This window comes from Hymenobacter saemangeumensis, assembly GCF_039541835.1.
GTDB lineage: Bacteria > Bacteroidota > Bacteroidia > Cytophagales > Hymenobacteraceae > Hymenobacter > Hymenobacter saemangeumensis.
Window position 1 is genome coordinate 1 of the sequence record NZ_BAABGZ010000003.1, and the last position, 19507, is coordinate 19507.

Genomic DNA, 19507 nt, shown 5'->3' on the forward strand with positions numbered 1-19507 from the left:
CGCCGCCTGGATAACCGAACAGGATGCCAAAAACTGGTTTGACCATTGCGGATATCATGTACAGTAACTGCGAAACCGCTCTAGTTGTTAGTTGTTAGTTGTTAGTTGTCAGTTGTCAGTTGTCAGTTGTTAGTTGTCAGTTATTAGGTATTAATTGCTAGATATCAGAGAGCTAAAAACGGGGGTGAAAGAGCTTCTTCTTCCATGGGAGCCTAGCACAATCAATAATGTTCAGCTGCAAGCACACAACATCAGGAACAATCCTGACAACTGACAACTAACAACTAACAACTGATAACTAAACCTACTGCTCATTCAGCTTCCAGTTGTAGTCGAGGTAGCCGATTTTGGTGTTCTTGTCGATTTTGGTGGGGCTGTACTTGTTCACCCAGCTGACCACGTTCTGGCCATTTTTTTCCCAGTCGCCTTTGTACCAGTCGAAATATTTGGAAAGCAGCGCCTTGTCTTTGCCCACTTTGTTTTTGCTGGCGTTGCTGAGAAAGTCGCGGCCCTGCTCGTCGAGCTGCCGGTCGAGCTGCTCGGCGGTGTAGGCCTCGTTGCGCAGGCGCGGGCAGGAGATGGAGGCGCACACCAGGGCAAAGTGAATGCGCGGGTCGTTGTACTTCTTGCGCAGGGTGCCGTGCTCGATGTTGTCGAGGCTCATCTCCTCACCGCCGATGGTAAAGAACTTCTTGGCCCAGGGCGTATTCACAAAGGGCACCTGTATCTTGGGGCCAATGTCTTTGATGCTCTTCAGCGGGTAGTGGTCGAGAATCAGGCGGATGGTGTAGGCGTTGTAGGCGTTAATCCAGTAAGCCATCTGCTCGTTTTTGCTCCAGGAAGCCGCGGGCGGGTTCTTGCTCAGCAGACTCAGGTACTTGTTGAACTCCTCCTGCTCGGCCTTGAAGCCCTTGTAGTTAACTCTGCCCTCGGCGTTGACGTGCTTTTTCAGCAGCCGGTCGAACACACGGTGGTCGACCGGCCCGGCACCGGGCTTGCCCTGGGGCACGCCGGGCGCTTCCAGCAGGGTGGTGCGGGCCGCTACGGCAAAGGCCAGCAGCAGCAGCCCCAGCCCAGAGAATAGTTTCAGCTTGTTCATCGGCGGAATATACGGAAGCAAGGCAGCGGAAAGATTGACCCCGGCTAAACCTGAACCCAGGATTTATTACGTAAGGAGAAAAAACTCTCCTGAAAAATGCTGCTGCCCCTTGCGCTGTTGAGCTTATCGGCCCCCGCTCCTGCCGACAGCACGCCCCGGCGCCTGGCGCTTTTTCCGCTGCCCCTGGTGTACTACACGCCCGAAACCCGGCTGGCTTACGGGGCGGCAGCGGTGGCCACCCTGCGCTTCCGGCGCGATGCCGGCTTTGCCGGGGCGCGGCCGTCCCAGCTCACGCTGGGGGTAGCGTACACCCAGAACCGCCAGCTGCTGCTTTACCTGCCCTTTCAGCTGTTTTATGCCCGCAACACCTACTACGCCTACGGCGAGGCCGGCTACTACCGCTACAACTACTATTACTTCGGGCAGGGCACCCGGGAAGTGGAGCCCGAGCTATACGGGGTAAACTTCCCCCGCGTGCGCCTCAACGCCTTCCGGCGCATCCTGACGGGAATTGGCCGGGGCAGCCTGTACCTGGGCGGGCGCTACCAGTACGAAGACTACGACCTGACCTCCGTGGCCGAAGGCGGGCTGCTGGCCGGCGGCACCGTACCCGGCGGCCGGGGCAGCCGGCTCACGGGCGGGGGCCTGGGCGTTTTCTACGATTCCCGCGACAACGTGCTCTTTCCCCGCAAAGGAGTGGTGGCCGACGTGGCCCTGCTGTACCGCAACCGGGCCGTGGGTGCGGGCGCCGGGGGCGCAACCACCCGCTTCACCCGCTACTCGGCCGATGTATCGTCTTACCACGCCCTGGGCCCGCACGCCGTGCTGGCCGCCAACTACTGGGCCAGCTTCACCACGGGCGTAGCGCCGTTCAACGCCCTGTCGCTGCTGGGCGGCACCCGGCGCATGCGCGGCTACTACGAAGGCCGCTACCGCGACCAGAACGCCGCGCTGCTGCAAACCGAGCTGCGCTTCGACGTATACCGGCGGCTGGGCGGCGTGCTGTTCGGCTCAGTGGGCACGCTGGGCGACGACGACGCCCTGCTGCGCCTGCACCAGCCTAAAGCCGCCTACGGCGCCGGCCTGCGGTTTACCATCAACCGCCGCGACCACCTCAACCTGCGGCTGGACTATGGCCTGGGCCAACAATCCAGCGGCTTCTACCTCACCATTGGCGAAGCTTTTTAAGGACTTACACTTTAGACCTTAGACTTTAGACATGAGACCTTAGAATACAGGAGGACTTCCGAAGTGGCGCACTGCCCGCCGCGCCCACCGCGCCCGGGCTAGCAATGCCGGAACAGCCTTCTATCTCCGTATGAAAAAAAAGCACCAAGTTGCACCCCAACGGCAAGCCGCCTTATGCTCCTGAGCGTTATCATTCCCACCTACAACGAAGCCCCCAACATTGGCCGGGTAGTTACCGAGCTGCGCCGCTATGCCGGCTCCCAGGCAGTAGAAATACTGGTAGTGGATGCCAACAGCCCCGACGGCACGGCCGAAGCCGCCCGGCAGGCCGGGGCCACCGTACTGCAGGCACCCCGCCCCGGCCGCGCGGCCCAGATGAATCACGGCGCCCGCCACGCCCGCGGCGAGCTGCTCTACTTCGTGCACGCCGATGTCAGAGTCCACCCCAACTACGTGGCCGACATTCGGGGTGCCGTGGCCCTGGGGCACGAGGCCGGCTGCTACCGCTTCCGCTTCGACTCCCCGCACCCGCTGCTGCGCATCAACAGCTACGGCACCCGCTTCCGGGGCCTGATGAGCCGGGGCGGCGACCAGACGCTGTTCATCACCCGCAGGCTGTTTGAGCGGCTGCAGGGCTTCGATGAGTACTACGTCATCATGGAAGACTTCGACATCATCCGCCGGATTCGGCGCCTGGCCACGTTCTTCATTATTCCGGCCGACGTGGTGGTGTCGGCCCGCAAGTACGAAACCAACTCCTGGCTGCGGGTGCAGCTGGCCAACCTGACGGCCTTTCTGCTGTTCTTTCTGCACCAGCCGCCCACGCGCATTGCCCGGGTGTACAAAAAAATGCTCTCCTACCGCTGATGCCGACTACCGTGCTTGTTACCGGCGCCAACGGCTTTCTGGGCCGCCACCTCGTGGCCGAGCTGCAGCGGCGTGGCCATGGCGTGCGGGCCCTGCTGCGGCCGGGCACCCCGCCTCCCTTTCCGGCCAGCTGGGCCGTGGAATACGCGGAAGCCGACCTGAGCCGCCCCAGGTGCCCGGCGCACCTGGCCGCGGGCTGCCGCTTCATCATCCACGCGGCAGCGCTTGCCCAGGTAAACCCGGCCCGCAACCCCGCCCTGTGGGCGGTGAACGTAATCGGGACCGAGAACGCGCTGCGCATGGCCCGCCATGCCGCGGTGCAGCGCTTTGTGTACGTGGGCACGGCCAATGTATTCGGCTTTGGCACCAGCGCCCGGCCCGGCGATGAAACCCGGCCCTACGCCGGGCAGCGCTACGGCCTCGACTACATGGACAGCAAGCAGCTGGCCGCCGAGCATGTGCTGCACTGCGTAGCGCGGGAGCAGCTACCGGCCGTGCTGGTTCATCCCACCTTTATGCTGGGCCCGGGCGATGCCAAGCCCACCTCAAACGCCCTGCTGCTGGAGCTTTACAAAGGCCGCCTGCCCGGCTACCCGCCCGGGGGCAAAAACTACGTGCACGTGGCCGATGTAGCCGCAGCCACCGTGAATGCCCTGACCATGGGCCGCCCGGGCGAATCCTACATCCTCGGCAACCGCAACCTGAGCTACCGCGAAGCCTTTGCGCTGCTGGCCGGGGCCATGGGCGTGCCGGCCCCGCGCTGGCCCATACCGCGCCGCCTGGCCGCTTTATACGTCCGGGCGGCGGAGCTTAAAGCCCGCCTGACCGGCCGTCCCACCCAGGTAAACCAAGCCATGATAAGCGTAGCCGCCGACGGCCACTACTTCTGCGTCGACAAGGCCCGGCAGGAGCTGGCCCTTGCGCAAACTCCCATCGAGCAGGCCGCCACCGAGGCGCTGGCCTGGTTTAAAGCCCACGGCTATGTCTAAGCTGCCGACTACTGCCTCCGCACCTTTTGCGGGCAAGGTGGCTATTGTTACCGGCTCGGAATCGGGCATCGGCCGCGAAACGGCCCGGGCCCTGTGCCGGCAGGGGGCCGCCGTGGTGCTGAACGGCCGCTGCCCCGAGCGGCTGGAGCACACCCGCCAGGCCCTGGCGCAGGCCGGCCTGCGCGTGGCGGCCTGCGTGGCCGACGTCACCGACTATGCCGACTGCGAGCGGCTGGTAGCGGCCGCCATCACGGCTTTTGGGCAGCTCGACATCCTGGTTACCAACGCCAGCATCTCCCAGCGCGCCTACTTTGCCGACATGCAGCCCGAGGTGTTCCGGCGGGTGCTCGACAGCAACGTGTACGGGGCCGTGTTTCCGCTGAAAGCGGCCCTGCCCTACCTCTGCCAAAGCCGGGGCAGCGTCACGTTCATCTCCTCCATCTCGGCCCTGAACGGCATGCCCAGCGGCTCGGCCTACTGCGCCGGCAAGGCCGCCGTGGCCAACCTCTGCCACACCCTGCGGCTGGAGCTGGCCGACACCGGCGTTCACTTCGGCGTGGTGCACATCGGCTTCACCCAGAACGACCCCGAGAAGCGCGTGCTCGACGCCGCCGGGCAGCCCGTACCCATTGCCCACCGCCCGCCGCGCTGGCAGAAAAGCCAGGCCGAAGTGGCAGCCATCATCCTGCGCCACATCCGGCGGCGGCGGCAGCGCACGGTTATCTCGGCCCTGGGGCAGATTATTGTACTGGTGCATACCTACCTTCCCCGCCTCGGCGACTGGATTGTGCTGACCACCATCCGGCGCCTGCGCCACTTCTACGAATAAAACCTTTGCAAACCGGAATAGCTTTTTGCTTCGTATCTCTAATTTCTTCCCCTAATAACTTTTCATGGCCACTTACTACGCTCCTGACGACCTCAAGAAATTCGGCAACATCGGCGAGTTCCAGCAGGAATTTGCCGACAAATTTTTCAGCTACTACGGCGCCGTGTTCGCCGAAGGTGCCCTCACGGCCCGTGAAAAGTCCCTTATTGCCCTGGCCGTGGCCCACACGGTGCAGTGCCCCTACTGCATCGACGCCTACACCTCCGACACCCTGGAAAAAGGCTGCTCCGAAACCGAGATGATGGAAGCCGTGCACGTAGCCGCCGCCATTCGCGGCGGCGCCACGCTGGTGCACAGCGTGCAGATGATGAACAAAGCCAAAGAGCTGTCGATGTAGTTGCTGATGGATTGATTTTTTGATGTGCTGATGTGCTGGCTGTGCTGAGGCTTAAGCTCCCACGCCACATAGCTTATTTCAGTAATACGAGCAGGTGCTCGCTGCGCCCTGAACTGTTTTGCTTACACCACTCGTTGGCTTCCTGCATCGGCACATCAAAAAATCATCCCATTAAGACAGCACATCAGCACATCAAACAATCAGCACATTAACAAGGATGAAATCACTCAAAGCCGCTGGCCACCAGCTGGCCGACTCGGCCTTTCAGCTGACGGTGCTACGCAGCGAAGTAGCCGAAACCCTGCACCTGCCGCTTTTCCATGAGAAGCTGCGGGGCGCCGGGCTGTTTCCGCTGCAGCCGGTGGCGCCGGCGGTGCTGCAAATCAACGTGGGCAAGATGTGCAACCAGGTGTGCAAGCACTGCCACGTAGATGCCGGCCCCGACCGCAAGGAAATCATGACCCGCCAGACCATGCAGCTCTGCCTCGATGCGCTGGCCAGCTCCGACATCGCCACCGTGGACCTGACCGGCGGCGCCCCGGAGATGAACCCCGACTTCCGCTGGTTTGTGGAGGAAATCAGCAAGCTGGGCCGCAAGGTGCTGGTGCGCTGCAACCTGACCATCATCGTGGCCAACAAGAAGTATTACGACCTGCCCGAGTTCTTTAAAAAGCACGGCGTGGAGGTGGTAAGCTCCCTGCCCTTCTACTCGGCCGATAAAACCGACCGGCAGCGGGGCGACGGGGTGTTTGCCGACTCTATCAAAGCCCTGAAGATGCTCAACGCCGTAGGCTACGGGCAGCCCGACAGCGGCCTGGTGCTCAATCTGGTGTACAACCCCGCCGGGGCCTTCCTGCCCGCCGCCCAGCAAGGGCTGGAGCTGCAGTTCAAGCGCGCCCTGCTCAAGGACTTCGGCATTGTGTTCAACAGCCTGTTTGCCATCACCAACATCCCCGTGAGCCGCTACCTCGACTACCTGATTGAGTCGAAAAACTACGCCGGCTATATGGAAAAGCTGGTCAATGCCTTCAACCCCGTGGCCGCTGCCGGCGTGATGTGCCGCAACACCATTTCGGTGAGCTGGGACGGCTACCTCTACGACTGCGACTTCAACCAGATGCTGGACCTGCAGGTGGCCAGCCCCACCCGCCACATCCGCGACTTCGACCTGGAAGCGCTGAGCCGCCGCACCATCGTGGTAAACCAGCATTGCTACGGCTGCACGGCCGGCAGCGGCTCAAGCTGCGGCGGCGCCACGGCATAGGGCAACTACCGTTACTTCTACCCGCGAAGGGAGCGCCCAGGCTGCACAGCCTGGGCGCTCCCTTCTTTTTTGCAGCTTTTCGAAAAAAATCAGCCAATCGACTTTCACAAGCGGACACCTGCCCGACAATGGACAGTTTTTCTACTACCAATGCCTGCAACCTGCGTAATAAATTATTGTAAATCAAATATTTATGAAATTGGCACGGGGCTTGGCAATACCTAATCACCCCGGGAGCCTTACTGACCACAAACGAACACCGCTACTGCTCACTCACCTTTCTCTGCAATTCTGCGCTGCTCTGGCAACCTGCCTCGCCCTTTCTACATCTGCCTTTTCTCTGCAAGCTCACCTTTTTCTGCAACTTCTTTTTTCTGCTCCACCCTCTCCTTTTCACCTTCTTTTCTGCATTAACAACTCTCTTCCTTAACCTTCTCATTTTCTGCAAACCCATGAAAGCTTTCACCACCTTCCGCTCTGTTTCCTTCGCCACTGCTGTCGCCGTAATGTTTGTCGCCCCGGCCCCGGCCCAGGCCCAGCAGGTGCCCAACCCCGTGACCCTGCAAAAGCTTGACGCCGAAAACCTGCGCCTGCGGGTAGCCAACCCCGCGCAGCAAGCCAGCCGCGTGGAGGTAGTGGCCCTTACCACCGGCCAACCCCTGTTTTCGCAGCGCTACACCGATGCCGCCTACGGCCACCGCTTTAACTTCCACGACCTGCCCACGGGCAGCTACGCGCTGAAGCTGAAAGTGGGCGCCGCCCGCTACCGCTACACCATTGAAGTAGCTACCACGCCCCAGGGCACTACCCTCCACATTGTCGAGCCCCTGCCCTCGCCCACGGCGCCCGCTATGGCGTTGTCGCAACAGTAAAAAGCGGCAGCTGCGTGGCAGCTGGCAACGCGATTCGCGGACTACGTATAGTAACCCGGCCGAACTGGTCTTCGCCTGGCATCGCCGGTGGGGCTAGTTTCGGCCGGCATGCTTTTTACCGCCATCCCGCCCATGCTTTACCTGCTGCGCGACGCCTTATTTCCCATGCTGGTGTTTCTGCACGCCGTGCTGGCCGGCGCCCCACCCGACCGGGGCCGGGGCAGCTTCGCCCACGCCCGCTACCGCATGATGCGCGTGGGCCGCCTGCCCGCAGGGCTGCGGGAAAGCTCCGGCCTGGCCCGGGCCGACAGCGGCCTCTGGACCCACGGCGACGGCGGCCGGCCGGCCCGCCTCACCCTGGTGGAGCTGCCCGGCACCCTGCGGCACCGCCTCGACCTGGCGCCGCTGCCCAACACCGACTGGGAAGACCTGGCCCAGGACCGGGCCGGCCGCATTTACATCGGCGACTTTGGCAACAACCGCAACCAGCGCCGGCAGCTGGCCATCTACCGCGTCGACCCCGCCGCGGCCCGCCCCCACATAGATACCATTGCGTTTCGCTTTGCCGACCAGCGGGCTTTCCCGCCGCCACGCGGCCGCCGCAACTTCGACTGCGAAGCCTTTTTCTGGCATCAGGATTCCCTGCACCTGTTTAGCAAGGACCGGAGCCTGCGGCCCTGGGTGAAGCACTACGTGCTGCCCGCCCGGCCCGGCACCTATGTAATAGCCCCGCGCGACAGCCTGCGGCTGAACACGCTGATTACGGCGGCCGACATCAGCCCCAACGGGCAAACCGTGGCCCTGCTGGGCTACGGCGGCGTGTTTCTGTTTGCCCGGCAGCCCGGCCGCCGGCTGTTCGACAGCCCCAAAAGCTTCCGGGCCCTGCCCCGCACCGGGCAGGCCGAAGCCCTGGTGTTTGTAGACGACTCCACGTTTGTGGTGAGCAATGAGAAGGGCAAGCTGTTCCGGGGACAGCGCCGTGCCCAGGCCAGCCACTGATTTCCAGGGCTATTCCTCTTTACTGATGGCCGGTTTCAGCTCCCTGCTCCTGACGGCGAGGGGCGGCCCGGCGTTAGTAGTTTAGAAACGTTCTAAAAAACTTTGGCTTCTATTTGTAATCATTCCAAATAAGAAACTACCTTTGCAGGGCATTCCAAAACCAACCACGCTTGCCCGTCTTATGACTTTCAAATTCGCCTCAACTGCTCTGTTTGCCCTGGCTCTTGGCGTGTCGTCCTGCTCCAAAACCGATGAGCCAACTCCTGCCCTGCGGGCCAAGATGGACTATAGCTCGCTGACTGCCTCAACCCGCTATACGGAAGCGTTCAAGAACAGCGAAGGCGTATCGACCGTGGACCTGGGCGATGCGGCCAAGCGGCTGGATATGTTTTCGGAGCTCAACAGCTACATGGCCCTGGTAGCCGTGGCCTCGCCGGGTACGCCATCTACCCTGGAAGCTGCCCGCCTGCGCAACTTCTACACCAACACGGCTGCGCCGTTCGCGGCCGCTGCCCTGAACACCTCGGGCGTGCAGCTGCGCGATAAAACCGCTGCTTCGTTCTCGGAAGCCAACGCCAGCACGGTTCGCACTTACATCGATACCAAGCTGAACGAGCTGGCCGTGGCCAGCCAGTCGGTAAACAACACCGCCGTTCGGGGCCAGGCCGGCCGCATTGGCCGCTACCTGGTAGATGGCAACGGCTACGAAGTAAACCAGGTAATCCAGAAGGCCCTGATTGGTGCCCTGCTGCTCGACCAGATTGACAACGTGCTGCTGGGCTCCAACGGCCTGAACGCCAACAACAGCCAGCTGGTAAGCGGCAAGACGTACTCGGAGCTGGAGCACAACTGGGATATGGCCTATGGTTACATGACTACCAACGCCATCATGACCACCGACATTACCCTGACGCCCCGTGAGCGTTTCCTGGCGGGCTACCTCAACGAGAAAAACGGTACGGCTTCGCCCGCTGTGTACCAGGCATTCCTGAAGGGCCGCGCCGCCATTGTAAACAACGACCTGACGACCCTCAAAGCCCAGTCGGATATTATTCGCACGGAGCTGGAGAAAACCATTGCCAAGTCGGCCGTTTCCTACCTCACGAACTGGAAGTCGCACTCCACGCTGGAAGCCAAAACCCACGCGCTGGCCGAAGGCCTGGGCTTTATCTACTCCCTGCGCTTCTGCTCCAAGTTCGGCGCCGATGCCGCCTGGTCTGACTCCGTGCTGCGCGGCCTGATGTCGGGCAGCCAGGGCGCCTGGGACCTGACCAATGCCCAGGCCGACACTGCCATCGGGGCCATCAACACCAAGTTCTCCCTGTAATTCTGCCTTAATGCCCGGCACAAACTCCTTGTGCCGGGCATTAATCTGCTGCCTCCCTTGTTGGCAGCAACCCCGGGGCAGCGATGCCCCGCTGGTGTTTAGTTAAAACGCATACCGCCGCTACTCATGAAAAAGTCGCTTGTTTTTTCCCTGCTGGTAATGCTGGCTGCCTGGGGCGTAATTGGCTGCAAAAAGGATGACGAGGGCACCAAGCCCGTGGCCGGCGGCCCCGACCGCCAGGCGCTGCTGGTGCAGCTGGCCGACAGCGTGGTGAAGCCCGGCTACCTGCGCTTCAGCGAAAAGCTGAGCGTACTCAAGAGCAAGACCACGGCTTTTACCGCGGCTCCTACCCCGGCTACCCTGCTGGAAGCCCGGCAAGCCTGGCTGGCCGCCTACGTGGAATGGCAGAAAGTAGAGCTGTTTGAGTTTGGCCCGGCCGAAAACGTGGGCCTGCGCAACAGCTTCAACATCTACCCCACCGATGCGGCCGGCATCCGGCAGAACATCAGCTCGGGCAGCTACAACTTTGAGGTGGCCACGGCCATTGCCCAGCAGGGCTTTCCGGCCCTCGACTACCTGCTGAACGGCCTGGCCAGCGACGATGCCGCCATTGCCCAGCAGTTTGCCAGCTCCGCCAACCACCGCCGCTACCTCACCGAGGTGGTGGCCCGCATGGACCAGAAGTTTGGCACCGTGTACGGGCAGTGGACCGGCGCCTACCGCAACACCTTTGTGAACAGCACCGGCACCGATGCCAGCAGCTCGCTCTCGCGGGTGGTAAACGCCTATGTTCTGTACTTCGAGCGCTACCTGCGGGCCGGTAAAGTGGGCATTCCAGCCGGCGTAATGGGCGGGGTAAGCGGCACTACTTACCCCGACAAGATTGAGGCCTACTACTACCGCGGCACGCTGCCCCTGCAGCTGGCCCAGACGGCCCACAGCGCCACGCAGCAGTTCTTCAGCGGCCGCAGCGGCCGGCCTTCTTTTAAGGCTTACCTCGATGCCCTGGGCGCCAAGGACAGCCAGACCAAGCAAAGCCTGTCGGAGATTATCAGCACCCAGTACGGCGCGTCGTACCAGCAGCTGAGCGCGCTCGGCCCTAACCTGTACGGCACCCTGCAAACGCGCCCCGCCGATGCCGTTCGCTCCTACGATGAGATGCAAAAAGTAGTGCGCCTGCTCAAGATAGACATGACGTCGGCCATGGGCATTACCCTCACTTACGTGGACAACGACGGCGACTAACCGGGAATTTAATCAGTTGAAGGTGAAGAGTTAAAAGTTAAGAAGCAGACCTGCCTTTTAGCTTTTAACTCTTCACTTTTAACTTAAAAACAGAGCCCAAGTGCAAGCCGCTTCTATGCCTTCCCGCCTGCAGCGCTACCTGCATGCCACCACCTCGGCCGCGCCGCTGGCCGTCTTCCGGCTGGCGTTTGGCCTGCTGATGCTGGGCAGCGTGCTGCGCTTCTGGGCCAAGGGCTGGATAGCTGAGCTGTACATTCAGCCAAAGTTCTTCTTCTCGTACTACGGCTTTGCGTTTGTGAAGCCCCTGGGCCCGTACACCTACGGGCTTTTTGCCTTGTGCGGGCTGAGCGCGCTGCTGCTGGCCCTGGGCTGGTGGTATCGCACCGCGGCCGTGACCTTGTTCCTGAGCTTCACCTACATCGAGCTCATGGACAAAAGCACCTACCTCAACCACTACTACTTTGTGAGCCTGGCGGCGTTTCTGCTCATCTGGCTGCCCGCCGGCGCCTACTTTTCGGTGGATGCCCGCCGCGACCCGCGCCGCTGGCAGGGCCAGGTGCCGCGCTGGACCGTGCATGCCCTGCGCCTGCTCATCGGCATCGTGTACTTCTACGCCGGCCTGGCCAAGCTCAACTCCGACTGGCTGGTGGAAGCCATGCCGCTGCGCATCTGGCTGCCGGCCAAAAACGACCTGCCGGTGCTGGGCTTCCTGCTGGGCTACCCCTGGGTGGCCTACGCCTTCAGCTGGTTTGGCGCCTTTTACGACCTGACAGTGCCCTTTTTCCTGCTGCACCCGCGCACCCGGCTCTGGGCCTACGCCACGGTGGTGGTGTTTCACGTGCTCACGGCCATCCTGTTTCCCATCGGCATGTTCCCCTACGTGATGATGGTGGCCGCGCTGGTGTTCTTCCCGCCCACCCTGCACGAGCGGATTCTGGACGTGCTGCGAGCCGGAAAACCTCACCCCCAGCCCCTCTCCGGCGGCGAGGGGAGCCAGACGACTCCAGAACTTAATCGTCAGGCTCCCCAACTCCGCGGGAGAGGGGGCCGGGGGGTGAGGTTGCCCCGCAGCCAGCGCCTTTTAGTCATGGGCCTGGCCGTGTTTTTCCTGGTGCAGCTGCTGCTGCCCTTCCGCTACCTGCTGTACCCGCGCGAGCTGTTCTGGACGGAGGAAGGCTACCGCTTTTCCTGGCGCGTGATGCTGATGGAGAAAATGGGACAGGTGCAGTTCAAAGTAGTGGACGGCGCCACCGGCCGGCGCGTGCTGGTCGACAACCGCGACCACCTCAGCATTTTGCAGGAAAAGATGATGAGCACCCAGCCCGACATGATGGTGCAGTTTGCCCACTACCTGCGCGACTACTACGCCGCCCGCGGTGTGCAGCAGCCCCGGGTATATGCCGATGCCTACGTGGCCCTGAACGGGCGCCTGAGCCGGCCCTACATCGACCCTACGGTGGACTTGGCCCGCCAGCAGGACAACCTGCGCCCCAAGTCCTGGATATTACCTTTCAATGATGAGATTAGCGGTTTATAGTTTTTTCCTTTGCCTGAGCCTGCTTTTCGGCCACGGCGCCCTGGCCCAGCAAACCCTGCGCGGCCGCGTGCGCGAAGCCGAAACCAACCGGCCCGTGCCCGACTGCGAGGTGTACGTGCGCGGCTCGCGCAGCATTGTGCGCACCGACAGCGCCGGCCTGTTCACCCTCAGCAAGCTGCCCACCGGGCGCGTGCAGCTGCAGTTTGCTTCCCTGGGCCATCAGCCCTTCAAAGCCGAGGTGAATGTGACCGGCAGCGCCGAGGTGCAGGAGTTTACCCTGAGCCGCCGCGACCAGGCCTTGGGCGAGGTAGTGGTGGCCGCCCCCAAAACCACCTTCGGCCAGGGCCGCCTGCGCGAGGTGGAGGGCACAGCCATCTTCGCGGCCAAGAAGTCGGAGGTGATTGTGCCCGACAACATCGTGGCCAACCTGGCTACCAACAACGCCCGCCAGGTGTATGCCCGCGTGGCCGGCCTCAACATCTGGGAAAGCGACCAGGGCGGCCTGCAGCTCAGCATCGGCGGGCGCGGGCTCGACCCCAACCGCACGGCCAACTTCAACGTGCGCCAGAACAACTACGACATCTCGGCCGATGCCCTGGGCTACCCCGAAAGCTACTACACCCCGCCCATCGAGGCCATCAAGCGCATTCAGCTGGTGCGCGGGGCGGCCTCCCTGCAGTACGGCACCCAGTTTGGCGGCCTGCTCAACTTCGAGCTGCGCCAGCCGGAGCCCGACAAAACCGTGAGCGTGACTGCGCGGCAGAGCGTGGGCTCCTTCGGCTTTTTCAACTCCTTCAACAGCGTGAGCGGCACGGTGAAGGGCTTCAGCTACTACGCCTTTGCCCAGTACAAGCGCGGCGACGGCTGGCGGCCCAACTCCCACTTCGACAGCAAAACCGCCTACGCCGACCTGCGCTACCAGTTCACCGAAAACTTCAAGGTGGGCGCCCAGGTGACGCACATGGACTACCTGGCCCAGCAGCCCGGCGGCCTCAGCGACGAGATGTTCCGGGAAAACCCGCGGCAGTCGAACCGGGAGCGCAACTGGTTTGAGGTCGACTGGAACCTGTTCAACCTCAACGCCGACTGGAAGCTCACGCCGCAGTCCAACCTCAACCTGACGGCCTTTGGCTTGCGGGCCTCCCGTAAGTCGCTGGGCTTCCGCCCCAGCCAGGTGGCAGCCGACGACAACGACCGTTACCTGCGCGACCTTATTACCGGCGACTTCCGCAACTACGGCGTGGAGGCGCGCTACCTCAACCGCTACCAGCTGGGCCGCCTGCCCAGCGTGCTGCTGGTGGGTGCCCGCTACTACAAGGGCTACAACCACAGCATCCAGGGCTTCGGCCCCAGCGGGCGGGGGGCTGATTTCCGGTTTGTAGGCCCTGAGGAAGGCTATAGCATTCAGAATGGCACCTCCGATTACGAGTTCCCGAACTACAACGCAGCGGCCTTCGCTGAGAACATCATCTACTTTGGCGACAAGCTTTCCATCACGCCAGGCCTGCGCATCGAGCACATCCGCACCACCGCCGATGGCAGCTACGGCATCCTCTTCCGCGACATTCCCGGCAACATCTACGGCCGCGAAACCTTCCAGGAGCAGCGCACCAGCTCGCGCAGCTTCCTCATTGCCGGCCTGGGCGCCAGCTACAAGCCCGTGGAAAACCGTGAGCTGTACGCCAACGTGTCGCAGAACTACCGGTCCATCACCTTCAGCGACATGCGCATCACCAACCCCTCGTCCGTCATCGACCCCAACCTGCAGGACGAGCGCGGCTACTCGGCCGACCTGGGCCTGCGCGGCGAGCAGGGCCGCTGGCTGACCTACGACCTGAGCCTGTTTGCCCTGCGCTATGCCAACCGCATCGGCGAAATAACCGACTACAACTCCCGCACGCCCTCTTTCCGCTACCGCACCAACGTGGGCGCCGCCCTCATTGTCGGGGTAGAATCCTACGCCGAGGCCGAGCTGCTGCGTCTGCGCCCGGCCCCGGCCGAAGCTGCGCCCGGCCCCTGGGCCTGGTCGGTGTTCAGCAACCTCTCCCTCATCCGGGGGCGCTACACCGAAAGCCATGTAAAAGACCGTCTCGGCAACGACCTGGTGTCGGGCAGGGAGGTGGAATTTGTGCCCGCTGTGAACCTCAAAGCCGGCACCCGCCTGGGCTATGGCCCACTTAAAGCCTCCTTCCAGTACACCTACCTCTCCGACCAATATTCCGACGCCACCAACGCCCGGGAAGGCGGCACGTCGGCCGTGGTGGGCCTCATCCCCGCCTATCACGTCATGGACGTGTCGGTGTCCTGGGAGCGCCGCTGGCTGAAGCTGGAAGGCAGCATCAACAACCTGGCCGATGCGTATTACTTCAGCCGCCGCGCCACGGGCTACCCGGGGCCGGGCATCCTGCCCTCGGACGGGCGCAGCTACTTCTTCACGGTGCAGGTGAAGTGGTAGCCGGCCGGTGCGGTGCTCGCACAGGCTTTAGCGCCGGCGGGCCAGCAGCCGCACCAGCCGCTGGGTTTCCCGGGTGAAGTCGGCCACGGCCACTGGCTCCTCGTAGCGCACAATCTCAAACCCGGCCTGCACGTACCGGTCGCGCAGCTCGCTGCTGGTAAAGCCTATCTCGCGGCCCAGCTTTTCGCCCCAGGCCTGGTTTACGTCGCGGTGGAAGTTTTCGAATACCACCAGCCCGCCGGGGCGCAGGGCGGCCGCCACCTGCCGGGCGTGGTCCTGCTCGTCGGCATAGCACAGCACCAGCAGGTCCCACTGCCCGCGGCCCCAGTCGAAGGTTTGCAGGTCCTGGGCGTGGGTGCTGATGCTCACCCCCAGCTCCTGGGCCCGCTGCCGGGCGAAGGCCAGGGCCTGGTCGGCAATGTCGACGCCCGTTACCTGCCAGCCCTGCTGCGCCAGGTACAGGGCATTGCGGCCTTCGCCCATGTTGATATCCAGGGCCGAGCCGGCCGGCAGCCCGGCCACGGCTTCCACGAGCAGGGCGTTGGGCGCGGCGTTGAAGCGGCTGGCCCGCCACTGCGGGTCCAGCAAGGCCTGGTTCCAGCGCTGGCGCTCCGCCTCCAGCGGCGCAGCAGCGGCAGGAAGCGGGGCTGGTTCGGGTTGTGGGCTTTCCATGATGCCGCTAATAAAATGGCTTTTCGGCAAACCACCGGGCTCCCTCTACCGGGTTTTCCCAGCCCACAGCCTCGCCTTTCCCGAACACCTGCTGCCACTAGTCTCGTAGTGGCGAGCAGCGCTGCGAGCCGGCCCGCTGGGTCAATACCTGCACTTACCCCCTGAAAATGCATAATCCCTCCTATCAAGCCCGTGCGGCCCGGCCCACCAGGCACCTGGCCTACCCCTTGCTGCTGGTACTGACCCTGCTGACCGGCGCCTGCCGCAAAGACCCGGCCCCGCCCGCGCCGGCGGCGCCCGTCCTGCCCGAGCACCTGACGCTGGGCAACCCCAGCGGCGCTACTACGGACGCAACCCAGCCAGCCAACTACCTGCTATCCAAGCCCCAGTTTGCCTTGTCTTACCACCGCGACCAGGGCAAGCCCAACTGGGTAAGCTGGCACCTGAGCCCGGAGTGGCTGGGCAGCGCCCCCCGGCAGGACGACTTCCGCCCCAACCCCGACCTTCCCGCCGGCTGGTACCGGCCGGGAGCCGGCAGCTACACCGGCTCGGGCTTCGACCGGGGCCACAACTGCCCCAGCGCCGACCGCACCCGCACCGCGGCCGATAACTCGGTCACGTTTCTGATGACCAACATGATGCCCCAGGCCCCGCGCAACAACCAGCAAACCTGGGCCAGCCTGGAAGACTACTGCCGCACCCTGGTAAGCCAGGGCAATGAGCTGTACATCATCTGCGGCAGCTACGGTCGCGGCGGCACCGGCTCCATGGGGTTTCAAACGACCATAGACCAGGGCCGCATTACGGTGCCGGCCCGCTGCTGGAAAGTGGTGGTGGTGCTGCCCCTGGGCAACGACGATGCCGCCCGGGTCAGCACCGCCACCCGCATAATTGCCATCGACACGCCCAACGACAATGCGCTGAACACCAGCTGGGGCACGTACCGCACCTCAGTGGATGCCATTGAGGCGGCTACCGGCTATGATATACTGTCGGCAGTGCCCACTGCCGTGCAGCAAGTGGTGGAAGCGCGCACCGACAACGGCCCCACCAACTAGCGCGGTTTCCGGGTTGAAGTATCCTGTTGGAAGGAGTTAAAAGTTAAACGTTCAGAGTTAAAACCAGGGGAGGAGGATTTTCAACTTTTAACTCTAAACTTTTAACCCGGTCCACTGACTTGGAAACTGCGCTCACTATGCTAGTGCCCCAGCGTGTCCGACACCACGTCGTGGCGCGTTTCGGGGTGCATAATCTGACCGCCCAGGTTGCCGGCGCGGGCCAGCAGGCCAAAGCTGAGCAGCGCGCCTGCCAGGGTCAGCTTGCTTAGCAGGCCGGCCCGGCTGGCCTGCCGGCCCAGCATCAGCAAGCTCAGCATGGCCAGGGCACCGGTTACTTCAATGGCCCAGAAAGCCGCTTCGGCCGCTTCCTCGTGCGCGTGAATCAGCGCGTGCGTGACGCCGGGCCGGTCTTCCACAATTTCTTCGGCGCCTTCGCCCGTGAGCTGCACCGGCACGGCCAGCAGGGCCGCCACCAGCAGGGTTACCAGCCCGGTGCGGGTGAGCACGGCATTGCCCTTCAGCAGGGCAATGAGCAGCACCACGAGGCCGAACAGGCTGGCGAGAATGGGCGAATGGTTGAGCAGCTGGTGCAGGTGCGCTTGGTTCATGCAATGCAGGGCTAAGGGGCCAAAGCCCGGATAGTGTGCCCGCAAAATAAAGCAGGCGCAGCCTACTTTGCGGCCCGCACCGCCCTGGCCTAACTGCCCAGCTAGCGCAGTTTCGCGGTGGGTGTAGCGTGGACTCTGTGAGTTCGCGCGTGTGAACCTTCCTACGCGCGGACTCACAGAGTCCACGCTACAAATCCACTGACTCGAAACCGCTCTAAGGACAGCTACCCGCTATTGCGCGGCCCGGTCTTCCTTTTTCACGCCTTCCAGCGTCTGGCGCACGCCGGCCAGCTGCTGCTGCATGGCCTCCAGCTTGGTTTTCTCGGCTTCAATGACGGCCTCCTGCTGCTTTATCTGGCCTTCCAGCAGCTGCACCCGCCGGGCCTGCTCCACTACGGCCGGGTTGGAGGAGTTGAGGTCGGCGGCAACAGTGGCCGCGTCGTTGTTGGATTGACAGCTGCCGGCCAGGGCCAGAAGCAACAGCAGGGAAGCGCGAGAGAAGGTATTCATGAGCAAGAAAGCAAGTGAGAGAAGCACTTTACCCCCGTATGTACGGCCCATGTCCATTACGGATATATCTTATGGCTCCTGCAGGCCGCAGCCCGGCGGCCCTGGGCACAACTGCGCCGGAAAGTTTGCCGTTATGAATTGCATCATTCACTTACACCTCTGCACCGATGAGCCAGCCAATTCAGGGAAAAGACTTTTACGACAGCGTGCTGCAGTTTTACGACCAGGCCGCCCGGTTCTCCAAGCTCGACCCCGGTATTCTGGGCCAGATTAAGGCCTGCAACAGCATCTACAAGGTCAACTTCCCGGTTGAGGTCGACGGCCATGTGCAGGTGTTTGAGGGCATTCGGGTGCAGCACAGCCACCACAAGCTGCCCAGCAAGGGCGGCATCCGCTACAGCATGTACGTGGATGAGGACGAGGTGAAAGCCCTGGCTACGCTCATGACCTTTAAGTGCGCGCTGGTGGACGTGCCCTTCGGCGGGGCCAAGGGCGGCGTCAAAATCAACCCCCGCACCAGCTCGGTGGAGCTGCTGGAGCGTGTGACGCGGCGCTACGCCAGCGAGCTGATTAAGAAAAACCTCATCGGCCCGGGCATGGACGTGCCCGCGCCCGACTACGGCACCGGCAGCCGCGAGATGGCCTGGATTGCCGACACCTACCTGGCGTTTAAGTTCGGCGACACCAACGCCCTGGGCTGCGTCACGGGCAAGCCCGTGGGCCAGGGCGGCATCCGGGGGCGCACCGAGGCCACCGGCCTGGGCGTGTTCTTCGGCCTGCGCGAGCTGTTTGAAGACGGCGACATGCTGAAGCGGATGAAGCTGAGCAGCGGCCTGGCCGGCAAGCGCATCATTGTGCAGGGCCTGGGCAATGTGGGCTACTACGCCGCCCACTTCCTGCAGCAGGAAGGCGCCCTGATTGTCGGCATTGCCGAGCGCGAAGGCGGCATCTTCCACGCCGACGGGCTGGACGTGGCGGCCGTGTTCAAGCACCGCCAGGACAGCGGCTCCATCCTGCACTTCCCCGGCGCCGAGGATGTGGCCGACTCGTTCAAGCTGCTTGAATACGAGTGCGACGTGCTGCTGCCCGCCGCCCTCGAAAACCAGATTCACGAAGGCAACGCGGCCCGCATTCAAGCCAAAGTAGTAGCCGAGGGGGCCAACGGCCCGGTAACCCGCGACGCGGAAAAAGTGCTGCTAGAGCGCGGCATCATCATTTTGCCCGACCTCTACCTCAACGCCGGCGGCGTGACGGTGTCCTACTTCGAGTGGCTGAAAAACCTGTCCAACGTGCGCTTCGGCCGCATGGGCAAGCGGGCCGAGGAAGCTTCCCTGCGCCGCCTCGTCAGCACCATCGAGCAAACCACCGGCAAGAGCATCAGCGCCCAGGAGCGCGACCTCATTGTGCGCGGCTCCGACGAAATCAGCCTGGTACGCTCCGGCCTGGAAGACACCATGATTGTGGCTTACCACGAAATCCGCGGGGTGATGAACCAGGTAAAAGGGATTGAGGATATGCGCACCGCCGCCTTTTACAGCGCCATCGAGAAGATTGGCGTCAGCTACCAGTCGCTGGGGATTTTCCCGTAAGC

18 protein-coding genes are annotated in these 19507 nt (G+C 63.0%); 14 read left to right on the forward strand and 4 right to left on the reverse strand.

Annotation, left to right across the window (positions count from 1 at the left end; genetic code table 11):
* Positions 1-304 precede the first annotated feature (304 nt).
* The gene (locus tag ABD919_RS00175; RefSeq protein WP_345232671.1) at positions 305-1099 is read right to left on the reverse strand and encodes a DUF547 domain-containing protein; all 795 of its coding nucleotides are present in this window, start codon (positions 1097-1099) and stop codon (positions 305-307) included.
* A gap of 96 nt (positions 1100-1195) precedes the next feature.
* On the opposite strand from ABD919_RS00175, the gene ABD919_RS00180 reads away from it, so the two are divergent.
* The 12 genes from ABD919_RS00180 to ABD919_RS00235 all read left to right on the forward strand — a co-directional run bounded on the left by ABD919_RS00180 (position 1196) and on the right by ABD919_RS00235 (position 15068).
* On the forward strand, positions 1196-2287 hold the full coding sequence (locus ABD919_RS00180; protein WP_345232673.1) for a BamA/TamA family outer membrane protein: 1092 nt from the start codon (positions 1196-1198) through the stop codon (positions 2285-2287).
* A gap of 174 nt (positions 2288-2461) precedes the next feature.
* Entirely contained in the window at positions 2462-3154 is a 693-nt protein-coding gene (locus ABD919_RS00185; protein WP_345232675.1) for a TIGR04283 family arsenosugar biosynthesis glycosyltransferase, read from the forward strand.
* Positions 3154-4143 (forward strand): NAD-dependent epimerase/dehydratase family protein, encoded by a 990-nt coding sequence (locus ABD919_RS00190; protein WP_345232677.1) that lies wholly within the window; start codon positions 3154-3156, stop codon positions 4141-4143. Before ABD919_RS00185 ends, ABD919_RS00190 begins: the two co-directional genes overlap by 1 nt.
* Entirely contained in the window at positions 4136-4972 is an 837-nt protein-coding gene (locus tag ABD919_RS00195; RefSeq protein WP_345232679.1) for an SDR family oxidoreductase, read from the forward strand. Before ABD919_RS00190 ends, ABD919_RS00195 begins: the two co-directional genes overlap by 8 nt.
* 64 nt (positions 4973-5036) lie before the next feature.
* Positions 5037-5369: an arsenosugar biosynthesis-associated peroxidase-like protein gene (locus ABD919_RS00200; RefSeq protein ID WP_345232681.1), complete on the forward strand. Its 333-nt coding sequence runs from the start codon at positions 5037-5039 to the stop codon at positions 5367-5369.
* Between the two features lie 217 nt (positions 5370-5586).
* Positions 5587-6633: an arsenosugar biosynthesis radical SAM (seleno)protein ArsS gene (gene arsS / locus ABD919_RS00205; RefSeq protein ID WP_345232682.1), complete on the forward strand. Its 1047-nt coding sequence runs from the start codon at positions 5587-5589 to the stop codon at positions 6631-6633.
* A 452-nt stretch (positions 6634-7085) separates the two neighbouring features.
* Positions 7086-7505 (forward strand): hypothetical protein, encoded by a 420-nt coding sequence (locus tag ABD919_RS00210; RefSeq protein ID WP_345232683.1) that lies wholly within the window; start codon positions 7086-7088, stop codon positions 7503-7505.
* A 108-nt stretch (positions 7506-7613) separates the two neighbouring features.
* Positions 7614-8504, forward strand: a complete 891-nt coding sequence (locus tag ABD919_RS00215) for an SMP-30/gluconolactonase/LRE family protein (RefSeq protein ID WP_345232685.1) — start codon at positions 7614-7616, stop codon at positions 8502-8504.
* 181 nt (positions 8505-8685) lie between these two features.
* Positions 8686-9831 carry a DUF4856 domain-containing protein gene (locus ABD919_RS00220; RefSeq protein ID WP_345232687.1) on the forward strand — a complete coding sequence of 382 codons (1146 nt, stop codon included), beginning with the start codon at positions 8686-8688 and terminating at the stop codon, positions 9829-9831.
* Positions 9832-9957: 126 nt separating this feature from the next.
* Positions 9958-11076, forward strand: a complete 1119-nt coding sequence (locus ABD919_RS00225) for an imelysin family protein (RefSeq protein ID WP_345232689.1) — start codon at positions 9958-9960, stop codon at positions 11074-11076.
* A gap of 115 nt (positions 11077-11191) precedes the next feature.
* Positions 11192-12613 carry an HTTM domain-containing protein gene (locus tag ABD919_RS00230; RefSeq protein WP_345232691.1) on the forward strand — a complete coding sequence of 474 codons (1422 nt, stop codon included), beginning with the start codon at positions 11192-11194 and terminating at the stop codon, positions 12611-12613.
* Positions 12594-15068: a TonB-dependent receptor domain-containing protein gene (locus ABD919_RS00235; protein ID WP_345232693.1), complete on the forward strand. Its 2475-nt coding sequence runs from the start codon at positions 12594-12596 to the stop codon at positions 15066-15068. The genes ABD919_RS00230 and ABD919_RS00235 overlap by 20 nt, the downstream gene beginning before the upstream one ends.
* Positions 15069-15095: 27 nt before the next feature.
* On the opposite strand, the gene ABD919_RS00240 is transcribed toward ABD919_RS00235, so the two are convergent.
* Positions 15096-15740: a class I SAM-dependent methyltransferase gene (locus ABD919_RS00240; RefSeq protein ID WP_345232695.1), complete on the reverse strand. Its 645-nt coding sequence runs from the start codon at positions 15738-15740 to the stop codon at positions 15096-15098.
* 167 nt (positions 15741-15907) lie between these two features.
* On the opposite strand from ABD919_RS00240, the gene ABD919_RS00245 reads away from it, so the two are divergent.
* Entirely contained in the window at positions 15908-16798 is an 891-nt protein-coding gene (locus ABD919_RS00245) for a DNA/RNA non-specific endonuclease (protein WP_345232696.1), read from the forward strand.
* A 140-nt stretch (positions 16799-16938) separates the two neighbouring features.
* Here ABD919_RS00245 and ABD919_RS00250 read toward each other — a convergent pair whose 3' ends face one another.
* Together ABD919_RS00250 and ABD919_RS00255 are read right to left on the reverse strand one after the other, a co-directional pair.
* Positions 16939-17406 carry a hypothetical protein gene (locus ABD919_RS00250; protein WP_345232698.1) on the reverse strand — a complete coding sequence of 156 codons (468 nt, stop codon included), beginning with the start codon at positions 17404-17406 and terminating at the stop codon, positions 16939-16941.
* A gap of 231 nt (positions 17407-17637) precedes the next feature.
* Positions 17638-17916 (reverse strand): hypothetical protein, encoded by a 279-nt coding sequence (locus ABD919_RS00255; protein WP_345232700.1) that lies wholly within the window; start codon positions 17914-17916, stop codon positions 17638-17640.
* A 167-nt stretch (positions 17917-18083) separates the two neighbouring features.
* On the opposite strand from ABD919_RS00255, the gene ABD919_RS00260 reads away from it, so the two are divergent.
* On the forward strand, positions 18084-19505 hold the full coding sequence (locus ABD919_RS00260) for a Glu/Leu/Phe/Val family dehydrogenase (RefSeq protein ID WP_345232702.1): 1422 nt from the start codon (positions 18084-18086) through the stop codon (positions 19503-19505).
* Positions 19506-19507 lie beyond the last annotated feature (2 nt).